Raw genomic sequence first — 12,702 nt, 5'->3', positions numbered from 1 at the left:
CAATTTTAAGCTACGTGCGATCAAGCCGGGTTGGCGAGCAAAGGCGGGGCGGGCTGCGCCTCTGGACTGGAACGCCGCTCGTCAACGGCATCGAATTCCTGCAAGGCAAAACACGCTTTGGCAAAGAAAATAAAGGCGGCAATCGACATCGCCAGATAGGTCAAACCGAATTCTGCGGGCTCAAGCCAGAATTTGTCGAAAACATAGAAGTGAAAGAAAATAGCCGCATTCAGTGCCAGAATAATTTTGAAGGCCAGCCTTGACGCCAACCACAACAGCGCGGCGGAGCTTACAAAGAAGGCAATCCAGGTATAAAAACTGCCTTGGTGGATAGACGCGGTTCCCGGCATGAAAAGCAGTAGCGCGCACACCAGTGCAGATAATATCGCGGTGTCGGCAAACCATATCAAGTCTGCCGGTACCGTGCGGCGGTGCCCCCTAAGCAAAAACCAAAGGCCCAGCACCAGCACTGGAGAAAACCACCAGAAGGAATAAAAGGTTTCGAAGAAGCTTCGGCCAACCAGCATGGGATCATCCCGGATTTGCAAAGCGCGCAAAGGGTCAACGAAGGCGCTAAAGAAATCGCGTAAGAACCCCATGGTCCCGTTGGCGATGACGTTCAGGTTTTCCAGGCGTCCGGCAATCCAGGTTTCAAAATTGATGCCTTGGTATGCGCTGACCAAGGCGTTAGAAAATGACAGCGTATTGGGTTCGATCATGCCGGCCAAATGCCACTTAAGCAGTCTGTCGCCCGGCGGGTCGATAAATCGCTGGTAAAGCATCCAGGGGCTATACAGTATCAGCGACGCGATGCCTGCTTTGATGACCGGAATGATCGCCGCCGATCTGTCTTTGACAAGGTAGGCGATGACAATGGCAAGCAGGCCGAATATGGCGCCTCCGTGGCTTAGCATTGCCAGCGCCATGGCGGAGCCCATCATGACGATCAGGCTCGCCCTGGAAAGGTTTCGCCCCAAGGCCGTCAGCGCAAGCAAAAACAGAATCAACTGGTAGCTGGCCGAAATTAATTTGGGCCACACATACAGCACGTGAACCGATATCAAGCTAGTCAGGCCCAGGGCCAGCAATGCAATCGGGGCCAAGCGGGCATCGAACCTTTTAAGCAGCACACAAATCGGCAGGAATACTAAGGCTTGCAGCATCGATGAAACCACCTGGTACAGCAAGCCGCTTTGTGCCAAGGGATAAAACAGCAAGTAGATGCCCGACTGCAGCGGCGGCCGATCGCTTGAAAACCAATCCCCAACCATTGGCGCCTGAACAGTGCCGGCCCAGACCTGTTCGGCAAATATCCGCGGTATCCAATTATCGATCGCCAGATGCATCCAGCGATTGGCGGCGATGGTGAAGTTACTGCCCAAATCATGAAAAGGAAAGTAGCCCACCAGCAAGATAAAAAGCGCATACGCCGTAGCAGGCATCAAGGCCTTGTTCGATATTTTTATGGCTTCCCATTCGTTACGGCGCACTGCCAAGAAAATGACTTGCATACTGGCCAGCAAGGCGAGCGCGGATACGCCCACACCCGCCCAGCGATGCAGGTAGTAGGCCCAAAATGCCAGGTAGCCCAACAGTCCCAGGCCGATGATAAAAACGAGTGAGGCCACGTCCGGGGAACGCATTCGCTGTGCCATGCTAAGCCACGTCAGGAAGGCGATATGTACACCGATTACGGTGGCAATCAGCAAGAATAGACCGCTTATGTTGACGAAACTGCTAGCGGAATGCCCAATGCCTACCCAGGAAAAGGCTTCCGGCGACGTATCCTGCACCACAAGGCGAACGGGCACATTTCGGAAACCTTCAGGAACTTCGGCGCTGAACCGGCGCCAATTTTCCCCCGCCTTGGTCAGCTCCAGATCGAAGCGCGAGCCGTCCTGTGCTTCCAAAAAAACAAACATCCCCGGCATGTTGGGGTAGCCCGCATACGAGAATACAAGCCTGTCTTCTACGGAAAAATAGTCAGTGCTTATTTCCAGCTGGTCGCCATCGCCCTGTGCGCAAAAGCTGATGCGGTAATCGCCGGCCTCCTGCTGCAGGAATGGTGACATCTTCGGGTCGCAGCCCCCTTGCAGCGCGGGTCCATCCGGCTTACCTTGCAGCCACAACGCCCCGACGATGAAGACGAGTAGAGCGATGATGACTGCACCCGATATCGACCAGCGCGCACTAATAGGCAATCGCGTTCTTAGACCAGCAACCATGGGAAGCTCCGAAGCGAACACAAATTCGCTGACTTTAGCTCAGAACAGTGGCGAACGGTGCATTTGATGACGCCTTACTTGCCAGCGCTGACGTCTTTCGCAAATTGGCAGGTTTCAACCTTTCCGCCCGTCAGCCGTGCCAGCCCGACCACATATTGGCCGCTCGGCGAGGGCAGGGTGATCAGTCGGCTAAACCCGGTGTGTTTCATATCGGGTTGGCCAAAGTGGGCATTGACATCGGGCCGATAGGTCGACGTCGCTTCGAAGTAATGCGTTTCCTTGTTGCGCAGATCAGTCAGGCTAACGTAGCTTAGCTCCGGCACAATTCCCTTTTCGCCGTCAACCGTGGTCCAGCCCTTCACGGCAATGACGCCCGGCATTCGGCTATCCACCGGGCCGGCAACATCAATGGAGCCTTGGCATTGCGCCGGCGCAGCGTGTAGCGATACGCCCGGGCCTTGTTCCGGCAGCGCAATATAACAACCATGCACTTCGCTCACCTTCCAGTCTTTCTTGCCTCGAGCCCATTGCGTTACTTCGGGAAGCAGGAACCCTTTATTGTCGCGGCAAACCACCACCGCGCCTAAAGGATAAGCGCCTGCGTATTTTTCCGGAGCCGCGATGGCTTGATCGTATTGATCGTAAATGTCGGGCACGGTAAACGACTTATGTCCCGAAAAATACGACAGCGAAGAGCTCCACATATCGCCAAAGGTCACGAAGACGGCGTCTTCGGCCAGGTTGGCTCGTAAGGTCTCTGCAATGGCGAGGTCGCGCGAGTTTGCCGGCGTGTACACGGTTTCAACGGTTTTCAGGAAATCACGGGCAAATACGTACTGGTTGGACGCCACCATCAGGCTCGCCACTATCACCGCAGTGCTGATGCCGCGCCGTCTATTGCCAAACGATTCACCGATCACCAAGGCGGCCGCGAATAGCAGGAACACCACATTGGCGGTTTGGTAGTACTCATGAACGATATGAAGGTTGGGAAAAATAAACACGGGCACCATGCCCAACACCAGGCATATCCAGATCGCGGCCTTGATCGCCGGGCGAACCTTTAGGAAAAGGCCTGCCACAAGAAGCGCTAGCCCTAAAAAGCCGGCCAGGTTCTGGCCCAGCATGCGCCGCCAGATCACATCGCTATACAAATTGCCGGCAAGGCGGTGGGCCCACGTTCCCCAGTTCCACTCGCTAAGCGCGCCAGACGTCAGCTGCATGCCAAAGCTATTGGCCGACTTCACCTGATCGGTATATAGCGTCCATATCGTTCCCACCAGCAAGGGCAGGACAAAATACAGCAATGACTGTTTAATGAAGCGGGAAGACAATACCGCTTTCACCGAACCGGTATCTTTCAAGGTTTGGAACAAATACACACAGGCCAGCACGGCAAGCACCGGCAGCGGTGTTGTCGCTTTCTGGACAAGGGCCAGAACAATGAAAATCAGAAAGAGCACGCCGGAACGGGTGGTATTGCGCCCAGCCAAAATATCCAGAAAATAAGAAATGGCCATCAGCGTAAAGAACAGGGCCGCCGTCTCGATCATGAAGGTCCGGCCCCAATACATATACAGGGGACTGGAAAAGAGCAGCGCCAGGAATATAAACAGCGATGCCCGGGAAACGTCCAGCTGCTTTGCGATTTTGCTCGCGGGAATCACACAAAGCGCCAGGAACACAAAGCTCACAATGCGACCCGCGGCGTTCAAGTCCATGTTCAGACCCTGGGACAGCAGTACGACGATGTACTGATAGAGCGGAAACTCGAACGGTATGGACCAAGGCGGCCCAACCACGGGCGTTTCGTAGTTAAGGCTAAATCCGTTTATGCCCAGCCAATACGTGGTGATGGCGGTTTGCGTTTGCCTGAATGAATAAAGATCCAACGGCAGTTGATCGGCGTAGCGCAAGGCAATGAACGCCGCATAGAGAAAGCAGGCAACGGCCAGCAAGAGGAAATAGACATCGCTTCTTGCCCACTTGACGGACTTGTGATCAATATTGCTCAGCATAAGCCCGCATAAAAGTGGTGATAAGGTTCACAAAGAGGCGCGGCGCCTAAGTAGGGCCATGGAGGCCCCTCTTTTCTTCCTGCCGCATGCACGCCCAAACGATAGCCAGGGTCAGCACATAGAAAATAACACCGTTATTGCGGCCGAGTATGACTTGGCTGATCGCAAACATCATGTAGGACGCCACCAGCGACGAGCCGCACAAGGCCAGCGCTTTTACCGTGATGTCGCTGGAACGCAGGCGCTTGCAGAAAAACCATAGGGGAAGCACGAAGACAGCAAGCAACGCGATCAAGCCGACAACACCCTGTAGCAACAACACCTCCAGATAGTTGTTATGGGCGTTGGCCATGTTCAACATATAGGGGTCGATTTCCTTGGCCTGCACCAGGCGTTGCAGTTCGGCATGGTAGTCATCTTCTGCCCAGCCCAGCCAAGGCTTTTGGGGAATATTCATCAAGGCCGTGCGCCATACTTCCAGGCGCGCGCCCACGGAAGATACGGCTTCGCCTTGCCCGACATATTTATGTTGCTGATACTTTTCGACCTCTGTTACCGCAAGGTCGTAGCGCTGCTCGATTCCCGTTTCTGGAATGGAAAACAAGGCGGCGGTTGCCGTCACGACAAAAACGGCCCCGCCGGCGGCGTATTTAATATTCTTTTTATGCAAGAAGGCCGCGACAAATAGCAGCAACACCGGGGGCACGGCCAACCAGCTGCCACGGCTGCCCGATGCCACAATCGCGTATACGCTGGAGCACATGCCTATCAAGAAGGCGATTCGCCACGCGCGCGCGTGCTGGCCCTGCGTACGGGCCCATAGCATGCCGGCCATGCAAAATACCCCAAATACCAGGCCAATGTTGCCGAAATGGATAATATTCAGAAAGCCCGCCGCGCGCGGCTGGTTCAGCCAATGAAGCTGCCACACGGCGATACCCGTTGATAGCACAATGCCCACCACGACTGCCGCCCAAACCAGACGTAGCCGGGGCGGACGATGCAGCAGCAGTATCAATACGGGAATGGCCAGCAGAAAGCGGCTGGTCTGATCCAGAGTCTTGGGATTGTTCTGGTGTAGCAGGACAATGAACGCCGACCAGGCGAAAAGGCCGATGAAGGCATAGATAATGGTTTTATCTTCGCCAGACAGCGTAAGGCCATGGCCCTTTGCCAAAAAATAAAAGCTGCCCAGCAGCAGCAGGATGGCACCATAAGAATAGCCCGACGGCAGGGCGAACATCAGCGAAAAGTAAAGGAAAACTCCTGCAGAGACTATCGCGTTCAAACGGGAATTGCTGCTACGGCCTTCTATCATTGACTGCCTGCTCGTTTCGTCTGGATTAAATTGAGCGCACATTATAAGCAGGCAGAGTGTTTCAAGATCATGCTACGCTTACAAATTTCCCCGCCGTCCGCCTTCGAGTCGCCCCCGCAAACCCTCCAAACTGATGTCCCTTAAACGAAATACTACCTGGAACCTGGTCGGTACCGGCCTGCCATTGCTGTTGGGCGTGTTGCTGATACCCTTCCTGATCAACAGGGCCGGGGTGGAAGCGTTTGGGATCCTTACCTTGATCTGGGCCTTGATCGGCTATTTCAGTTTGTTCGATTTTGGCCTGGGGCGGGCCTTGACCCAGCAAGTGGCGGCTAGTCTCGCGGCGAACCAGGCACAAAACGTGGGGCAGTTGGTGAAGTCGGGCCTGGCGTTCACGGCCATCACGGGTGTGGCCGGCGGTCTGCTGCTGGCAGCGCTGTCCCAGCCGCTGGGGCATAGTTGGCTAAAGGTCAGTCTTGCCCTGCAATCCGACACCAGCCGCAGCCTGCTGATCGCGGCCCTTGGCATCCCGCTTACCACCCTTACGACGGGGCTGCGCGGTGTGCTGGAAGCGTTCGAAGACTTCAAAACGGTCAACCTGCTGCGCATGGTATTGGGCGCCGCCAATTTTGGTCTGCCCGCGCTCACCGTCGTATTTTGGGGGCCATCGCTGGTTTATATGGTCACCGCTTTGGTGGCGCTGCGCTTGGTGATTTTGTTGGCTTATGGCGTGTGCGTTCACATGAGACTGCGTTGCACGTGGTCGAACACCGGGGTGCGCGCCAGTGATATCAAGCGCCTGCTATCCTTTGGCGCCTGGATCACGGTGTCCAACATCATTAGCCCGCTGATGGTGACGGCCGATCGTTTTATTATCGCAGCGGTGTTGGGCGCGGGCGCCGTGGCGTATTACACGGTGCCCTTTGAAATACTGCTGCGGGTACTGATCATTCCAGGGGCCTTAACCACGGCGCTATTTCCGCGCCTTGCCTCAACACTGAAGTCCGAGCCCGCGATTGCCACGATGCTTTATCGCCGCTCGATTCGTGCTGTGGCCATTAGCCTGGCCCTCATTTGCGTGCTTATCGCGGCGGGGTCTTATGCCGGTCTTGCGCTATGGCTGGACGAGGATTTCGCATCAAAATCCTGGTTGATTGCTTGCGTCCTAAGCCTGGGCGTATTGCTTAACGGCATCGCCTTTGTGCCCTTCGCCATGATACAGGCGGCAGGCGACGCAAAAACCACGGCCATCTTGCATCTGTTTGAGCTGCTGGTTTATGTGCCGCTGCTTTTCGTGGCCCTGCATTTTTTCGGCTTGTTGGGCGCAGCCGTGGCATGGGTGTGCCGCGTCGGACTCGACCTTATTCTGCTGCTGATTGTCGTCAAAAAGACCATAAACGACGACGAACCGGCCGAACTACCGGCCATCGCGCGGCCCATTTTGTAGTGAATGGCGACCTTGCCGCTTAGCGCTGACGCCAGAACTCCAGTATGGCCACGGAAATAAATCCGCACACCACTGAAAACCAAATCGTGGCAAAGCGTATTCCGACCGCAACCAGCGTTGCCAGATTGAAGGGTACAGCGTAAACCGCCAGTAGGGCGATGATGGTAATTTCGGTGGAACCCACCCCGCCCGGCAACATTGATGCAGCGCCCGCCAGCATGGCCAAGGGGTAAATGGCCAGTGCGGCCAAGCCCGGTATGGAAATGCCCACTTCTTGCAGCAGCCAGCCAAAAGCAATTGAAACTACCGTCCACGCCAATATCCCGAAGCCCAGGGAAACCAGCATATCTATTGGATTCAGCCACCTTCTCGCACCGGAAAAACCCTGGCCTAGGGTGCGGGTAATGCGCGATAGCCGCGAAAAACGGCGCAACCGCAAATGGGCGGACACCTTGCCCAGCCACTTCGGGTTGCAAGCCACCGCCACGACGATTCCCAGAAAAATCACCACGAAAGCCAGTACGTAGGCAAAAACATCCGTTTGCTGGACCGCCAGCGTGGCGAGCAACAGAACCGCGATCAAATCAAACGCGCGTTCGTAAACAAAGGCGGCAATCACCGTGGCTGGCGCTACGCCAGCGCGAAGAAAATACCGTATGCGGACCAGCTCGCCGACTTTGCCCGGCGTGGCGGTAAAAGCAAAGCCCGTCAGGTAAGCCAGAAAACCTTTTGCCCACGGTAGCGCATGGCCGGCCCTACGTAGCAACCAGTGCCAGCGCAGGTAGCGCAGCACATACGACAGCATGGACAAGGCGGCGAGCGCGGGCAGAGCCTGCAATACGTCGGGCAGCTGGGAAAACACCTGGTTGCGGGAATCGACCCACACCAGCGTGCCCACGTATAGCACCGTGATCAACAGCAGACCAAGCAGAGCGCGCTTAACCCTCATGTGCCGGTTTTAGCGAAACGACCAGCGTTTATGGCCAAGATAGCTGGTAAAGACGGGCACTACGACGCCCACAGCGTGGGCAATTTCACTGACAAAACGGGTCACGCCTAAGGCAGGCAGCAGGTACAAGGCCAGCACCATGCTGATGGCCCAGGTCTGCAGGACAGCGACAAGATTCACTAGGGTAAAGAAAAGCGCCGAGCGGTGCACCGATTGCTGGCTGTCCTTGAACACAAACAGCTTGGCCAATACGAAGGCCGTGATCATGCCGGTGATATAGGCCAGTATGATGGCCGTCGAGAAATCGACCCACTGGTTGTAGACGATGCGCGAACCGAAGTTCACGGCCGCGGCCGTGCCCCCGGTGATCAGAAACACCAGGAACTGGCGCGACATGAACTGCTGTATCACGCCGCAGCCTTCTTTGCCATCATCCGGCCAAAGCCTATGCTCTCTGAAATACCGCGGTCTTCCGGGTAATAGTACGAGGTGTCAGCGACCCACAGTCCTTTTATGGGCAGCTCAAACGGCGGGATCGTGTCCAGGAAGTTAGGCGGGCATATGGGTTGCGCAAAGCGATAGCGGCTGGCGCGTATGTCGATAAAGTCGTCGTCTTGCAGGCCCGGGTTAATGGTTTTGACGTAGTTTCGGACCTTGTCCAGGAACACCTGGTCGGGGTCGGAATACTTGGGATGTTCACCCGGCATATAAAACGGCACATACACAATATGTTGATCCAGGGGGCGCAAATTACTGTATTCCACCAGACCAGGGATATCCATATCGTTGTCGTTGATGTTCAGCCAGAAGTTTCGGGTTACGGGCTTGGCTAGCTTCGCAATCACGCAGACCACGGCAATATTCTTGACCGACTCGTATTGCTTGATCAGGGCCGGCGGTAAGTCGGGCATGACCCGAGGCACATAGGGCAAAGGTATGGTGCTGATAACTTTATCAAAACTCTCCAGCTGGCCGCCGGCTTCGACGCCGGTAACCCGGGCGCCATCCATATGCACCTTGGATACCGGTGTGCTCAAACGGAATTCGCCGCCGTTATTTTCAATATAGGCTTGCAGGCCATTTAACAGGGTTCCGGACCCGCCCTCCAGGTAGCCCAGCTTTTCGCGGAACAGGCTGTAGCGCGAGCGCCCGATGCGCCGTATGCGGCTCCAGATCCAGGCAGCAGACAAATTGTCGGAAAAGTCATAGAACTTGTAGTCGAACAGGCGGCGCCACAAGACTTCGTAGGCTTCCGGCCCAACCCAGCGCTTGATCCAATCGGTGGCGTTGACCCCGTCCAGCGGTTTCCAATCATTGCGCTTGACCGACAGGAAGGCGTGCAGACCATAGCGGAACTTGGCAACCAGCCCCAAGCCTTTAAAGCGCAACAAGGCAATCGGGTTACCCCAGGGCTGCAAACGCTTCTGGTACCAGTAACCCATTTTGGTTTCGACCCAGTGCATTTTGTCGTCCAGCGCGAGCTCTTGCAGCAGCTGCAGGAAATCGGTGTCGGACGTGCAATGAAAATGGTAGTAGCGTTCGATGCTCAGGCCGTTGAAGTCGAACATGGCGGTCATGCCGCCGACACGGTTGTCGGCCTCGAAGATAACCGGATGGTGGCCGTCGCGCACTAACTGATACGCCACAGCCAAACCCATGGGGCCTGCCCCTAATACTGCTATACGTTGTCCGCTCATTAGAATTCCAGAACGACCTTGCTATAGGTCGGATCGTTAAATGTTTCGTCTATGGCTTGTGAAAAAGGCGTGGCTTGCACCTTGAAAATAGCCGGCCAGTCGATGACTTCAAACTCGTCGTGGGCGACCAGCGCTTGCAGCTGGTCTGCCGTGAAGGGCGGATTCTTGTCGAACACGGCCCAGGTTTTCAAGAGAGTGTAGAACAGGGAATAAGGAATTTTTACAATACGCGCCGGGGCATGCGTGGCCCGTTTGATCTGGCGAATAATATCGATGTAGTCGATTTTTTCCAGCCCCGTAATATTGAATACCTGACCGCTTATCTGTGTTTCCAGGCAACTGATGATAATGCTGCAGAAGTCGCCCACATACAGGGGTTGGCGCATATAGCGCCCGCTGCCCGGTATGGGGAAAACCGGGACTTTTTGCATGAAGCGCGACAACCACCCCAGGTGTTTGCGGTCGAACCAGCCAAACATCAGCGTAGGGCGCAACACGACGCAGTTAATGCCGCTGGCCAGTACGTGGTCTTCCTGTTCTTTCTTGGTGTTCGTGTAGTGGTCGCTGGCTACCGATTCCACCACCGACGAACTGATGTGTACCGTATAGGGAATGTTGTAGCGCTTGATCAAAGGCAGGATGTTGTCGGTCGACGTAATGTTGTTGCGAATGAACGGTTCCAGCTTTGGGTCGCCAATTTGGGCCTGTAACATCACCACGGCGTCGGCGCCTTCGAAGTGCTTTTCCCAGTCGCCATGTTCGGCCAGGTCAGCGTACTCAATCACGATATCGGGATGAAATTTGCGCAGCACTTCCAGGTTGGCGCGGTGTTTATCCAGCACCACCAAATTGGTATAGCCGTTGCGTTTCAGCTGGGCGACCAGGTTCTGGCCGACCAAGCCCGCACCACCCGGCAGAATGATTTTTTGATTTTGCATAGTATCCATAGGTATTTATTCTTTCACGGCAATGGCTGACCACTCGCCCCAACCGTCGCCGGCATCGATAAAGGTCACGGTAAACGTGTCGGGCAGGTGAGCAACGGAAAAGTCCAGCAAGGTCCATTCGTCGGCCACGGGCAAGGCGATCGACGACTCTTTGTGATGACTGAGCTCCAGGCGCTGCCTGTCTGCACCCGGTCCGGAACGATATAGCAACTTATCGCCACGCTTAAGCGCTAACGATAGCGAGCCCCTATCTGCGTCGGACTGTATAAAGCTGCCTAGAACCACCAGGCCAGCGGCGCTTGTTTGCTGATAGTCCTTGCCTTGCCACCCCTTATTGTCGATCACGCTTTCTTGCCCTACGGTCACCGAGTCGATCGCAAGGCCTGAAGGACCCACGTAATACAGTGCCTGCGGCGTTGTCAGCGACACGGCGCAAGCCGACGCGACACTCGCCAGCGTTATCTGCTCGCCTTCGTACTCGGCCAATAGGTATCCTTTGAACTGATTCAACGGCAGGTTCTCGGCATTGGCCCCAGCGCCAGACTGGTGTGGTTCGGTCAGGGCGTAGCCCACAATGGTATTGGCGGCATTCATAATGTGAACCGGCCCTTCAACGCCTCGGCCGTCTTCGTCCAGCACGCTGCCTTCTATACGAACGTAGCGGCTGTCCGGGCTTATGTCGCTGACTCTATCGATATTGCCCTTGCATACCGATGTGGTCTTCATCGGCTGCTTGGTCCCTATGAGCTTACTCACGTTTTTTATCGGCTCCAGGCCGAAAATAGACAGGTCTTGTTCGACGGCTACCGCGCTCGTGTCCATGATGACGTGAGGCCTGGGATAAAGTCTTTTTAGCTGCGTGTCATCCTTGACGCGAAGTTCCAGCGCGAGCGCGGCGACCTGGCGATCAAAGAGCTCATCAAAAGGCTGGAGAGCAGTCAGCTGCAAGGGAAACATTAGGGCGGCGGCCAGCAACCCAAGTACCAGCGACTTCTTCCCCCAGCGTTCCAGGCGAACGGCCAGAAACGGCGCATACAGTATCAATAGTGCTGCCCAAGCCATCAGCGCCGGCGTCGTATACCGGCTGGCTACCGCTTGATGCAGGCCCAGCACCAGCCGCCCGCCACCGGTGCCAAAGGCGGTGCCGCCCACATACAAAATAAAAGTCAGCAGGGCCAGCGACAAGCTGGGCATGGACCGTGCCCTGATGGCTCTGATGCAAAAGACGACAGAGCTTGCGACCAAAATGAAACCGGCGAATTCAGCCATATTCTTGCCGAGTTTCCCGCCGGCGAAGAAATAGTAGAAGGGGCTGCCGATGTAGATCAGCACATACCGGAAAAGCCTGATCGGCTCGTTAAGGATGGCATCGCGCAAAGAGCCATGATGGCTGGCGGCGATAAAATCATAGAAATAGATCGTGATTCCGGCAATGGAAAGCAATGCCAGAAACGCCGCCTTCCTTTTCCCCAAGCCAAGTATTAGCGCCAGCAGGCACGCCAGGGGTAACGCCAGCACGCCGTTCGCCATGGTACCGACGGCCGCCACCCCTAAGAAACACGCCGCGACATACCAGCCAAAAGACCGCGCCGAATCGCTTGCCGACTTATGGATGCAGTAAAAGACCGCTAAAGGCAGAAGCTGGGAAAGAAAAAACTGGCTCTGGAACCCCCACGTCAGGTTTTCAGACTGACACCATGCATACAAGCTGGCGAGAATGAATAAACCCAGCAGGCGACGAAACTGCTGGTGCGCGGCGCCGGGCAACTGCTCTGACAGATACACATAGAAAAGCGTTGCGGATAGCCCGGCAAACACGTAGTTCATCATCAGCAGGAAGATGCCCCGTCCATGGAACCACGCCAGGTCCATCCAGAACAGCAGCCGTGCCAGCACGATGCGGTGTTCGTTATGCTGGTCCCACCATGCCAGCCACCTGCCGTTTCCTAACGAGACATAAAAATTCAGGTAGCTATCCCACATATCCATGTAAGGAACCGGGGAATAGTGAATGACCCCTCCCGCAATCGCCAGTGCAATAAATAGCGCCACGACAGTTGCCGTGAATGCCAAGGCATAGCGTTGCCGGGGTAGAGCCATA

The 12,702-nt window shown here is 55.6% G+C and carries 9 protein-coding genes; 1 reads left to right on the top strand and 8 read right to left on the bottom strand.

Annotated features, from left to right (window positions below):
• Positions 1–20 precede the first annotated feature (20 nt).
• The 3 genes from EKL30_RS09930 to EKL30_RS09920 form a co-directional block, all read right to left on the bottom strand.
• On the bottom strand, positions 21–2,225 hold the full coding sequence (locus tag EKL30_RS09930) for a hypothetical protein (protein ID WP_126707075.1): 2,205 nt from the start codon (positions 2,223–2,225) through the stop codon (positions 21–23).
• Positions 2,226–2,299: 74 nt separating this feature from the next.
• Positions 2,300–4,243 (bottom strand): hypothetical protein, encoded by a 1,944-nt coding sequence (locus EKL30_RS09925; protein WP_126707074.1) that lies wholly within the window; start codon positions 4,241–4,243, stop codon positions 2,300–2,302.
• Positions 4,244–4,289: 46 nt separating this feature from the next.
• Positions 4,290–5,561 carry an O-antigen ligase gene (locus tag EKL30_RS09920; protein ID WP_158618412.1) on the bottom strand — a complete coding sequence of 424 codons (1,272 nt, stop codon included), beginning with the start codon at positions 5,559–5,561 and terminating at the stop codon, positions 4,290–4,292.
• Between the two features lie 133 nt (positions 5,562–5,694).
• On the opposite strand from EKL30_RS09920, the gene EKL30_RS09915 reads away from it, so the two are divergent.
• Positions 5,695–7,008: a flippase gene (locus tag EKL30_RS09915; RefSeq protein WP_126707072.1), complete on the top strand. Its 1,314-nt coding sequence runs from the start codon at positions 5,695–5,697 to the stop codon at positions 7,006–7,008.
• Positions 7,009–7,027: 19 nt separating this feature from the next.
• Here the strand turns inward: EKL30_RS09915 and EKL30_RS09910 are convergent, their stop codons facing one another.
• Genes EKL30_RS09910 through EKL30_RS09890 form a run of 5 tightly spaced genes read right to left on the bottom strand, consistent with a single transcriptional unit; the run spans position 7,028 to position 12,701 of the window.
• The gene (locus tag EKL30_RS09910; RefSeq protein ID WP_126707071.1) at positions 7,028–7,957 is read right to left on the bottom strand and encodes a lysylphosphatidylglycerol synthase transmembrane domain-containing protein; all 930 of its coding nucleotides are present in this window, start codon (positions 7,955–7,957) and stop codon (positions 7,028–7,030) included.
• Positions 7,958–7,966: 9 nt separating this feature from the next.
• The gene (locus tag EKL30_RS09905; protein WP_199748540.1) at positions 7,967–8,353 is read right to left on the bottom strand and encodes a GtrA family protein; all 387 of its coding nucleotides are present in this window, start codon (positions 8,351–8,353) and stop codon (positions 7,967–7,969) included.
• 11 nt (positions 8,354–8,364) lie between these two features.
• On the bottom strand, positions 8,365–9,654 hold the full coding sequence (locus tag EKL30_RS09900) for an NAD(P)/FAD-dependent oxidoreductase (RefSeq protein WP_126707069.1): 1,290 nt from the start codon (positions 9,652–9,654) through the stop codon (positions 8,365–8,367).
• Positions 9,654–10,592, bottom strand: coding sequence for an NAD(P)-dependent oxidoreductase (locus EKL30_RS09895; RefSeq protein WP_126707311.1), 939 nt, complete (start codon positions 10,590–10,592; stop codon positions 9,654–9,656). The genes EKL30_RS09900 and EKL30_RS09895 overlap by 1 nt, the downstream gene beginning before the upstream one ends.
• Positions 10,593–10,607: 15 nt before the next feature.
• Positions 10,608–12,701, bottom strand: a complete 2,094-nt coding sequence (locus EKL30_RS09890) for a hypothetical protein (RefSeq protein WP_126707068.1) — start codon at positions 12,699–12,701, stop codon at positions 10,608–10,610.
• Position 12,702: the final 1 nt, after the last annotated feature.

It is taken from the genome of Candidimonas sp. SYP-B2681, from assembly GCF_003971065.1.
Lineage (GTDB): Bacteria > Pseudomonadota > Gammaproteobacteria > Burkholderiales > Burkholderiaceae_B > Pollutimonas.
This window is presented reverse-complemented; position numbering and strand designations above follow the sequence as displayed.

Coding starts and splice junctions, on each gene's coding strand:
- EKL30_RS09920 (WP_158618412.1), bottom strand. CDS start 5,561: ATGATAGAAGGCCGTAGCAGCAATTCCCGTTTGAACGCGATAGTCTCT.
- EKL30_RS09890 (WP_126707068.1), bottom strand. CDS start 12,701: ATGGCTCTACCCCGGCAACGCTATGCCTTGGCATTCACGGCAACTGTC.
- EKL30_RS09930 (WP_126707075.1), bottom strand. CDS start 2,225: ATGGTTGCTGGTCTAAGAACGCGATTGCCTATTAGTGCGCGCTGGTCG.
- EKL30_RS09895 (WP_126707311.1), bottom strand. CDS start 10,592: ATGCAAAATCAAAAAATCATTCTGCCGGGTGGTGCGGGCTTGGTCGGC.
- EKL30_RS09910 (WP_126707071.1), bottom strand. CDS start 7,957: ATGAGGGTTAAGCGCGCTCTGCTTGGTCTGCTGTTGATCACGGTGCTA.
- EKL30_RS09905 (WP_199748540.1), bottom strand. CDS start 8,353: ATGTCGCGCCAGTTCCTGGTGTTTCTGATCACCGGGGGCACGGCCGCG.
- EKL30_RS09925 (WP_126707074.1), bottom strand. CDS start 4,243: ATGCTGAGCAATATTGATCACAAGTCCGTCAAGTGGGCAAGAAGCGAT.
- EKL30_RS09900 (WP_126707069.1), bottom strand. CDS start 9,654: ATGAGCGGACAACGTATAGCAGTATTAGGGGCAGGCCCCATGGGTTTG.
- EKL30_RS09915 (WP_126707072.1), top strand. CDS start 5,695: ATGTCCCTTAAACGAAATACTACCTGGAACCTGGTCGGTACCGGCCTG.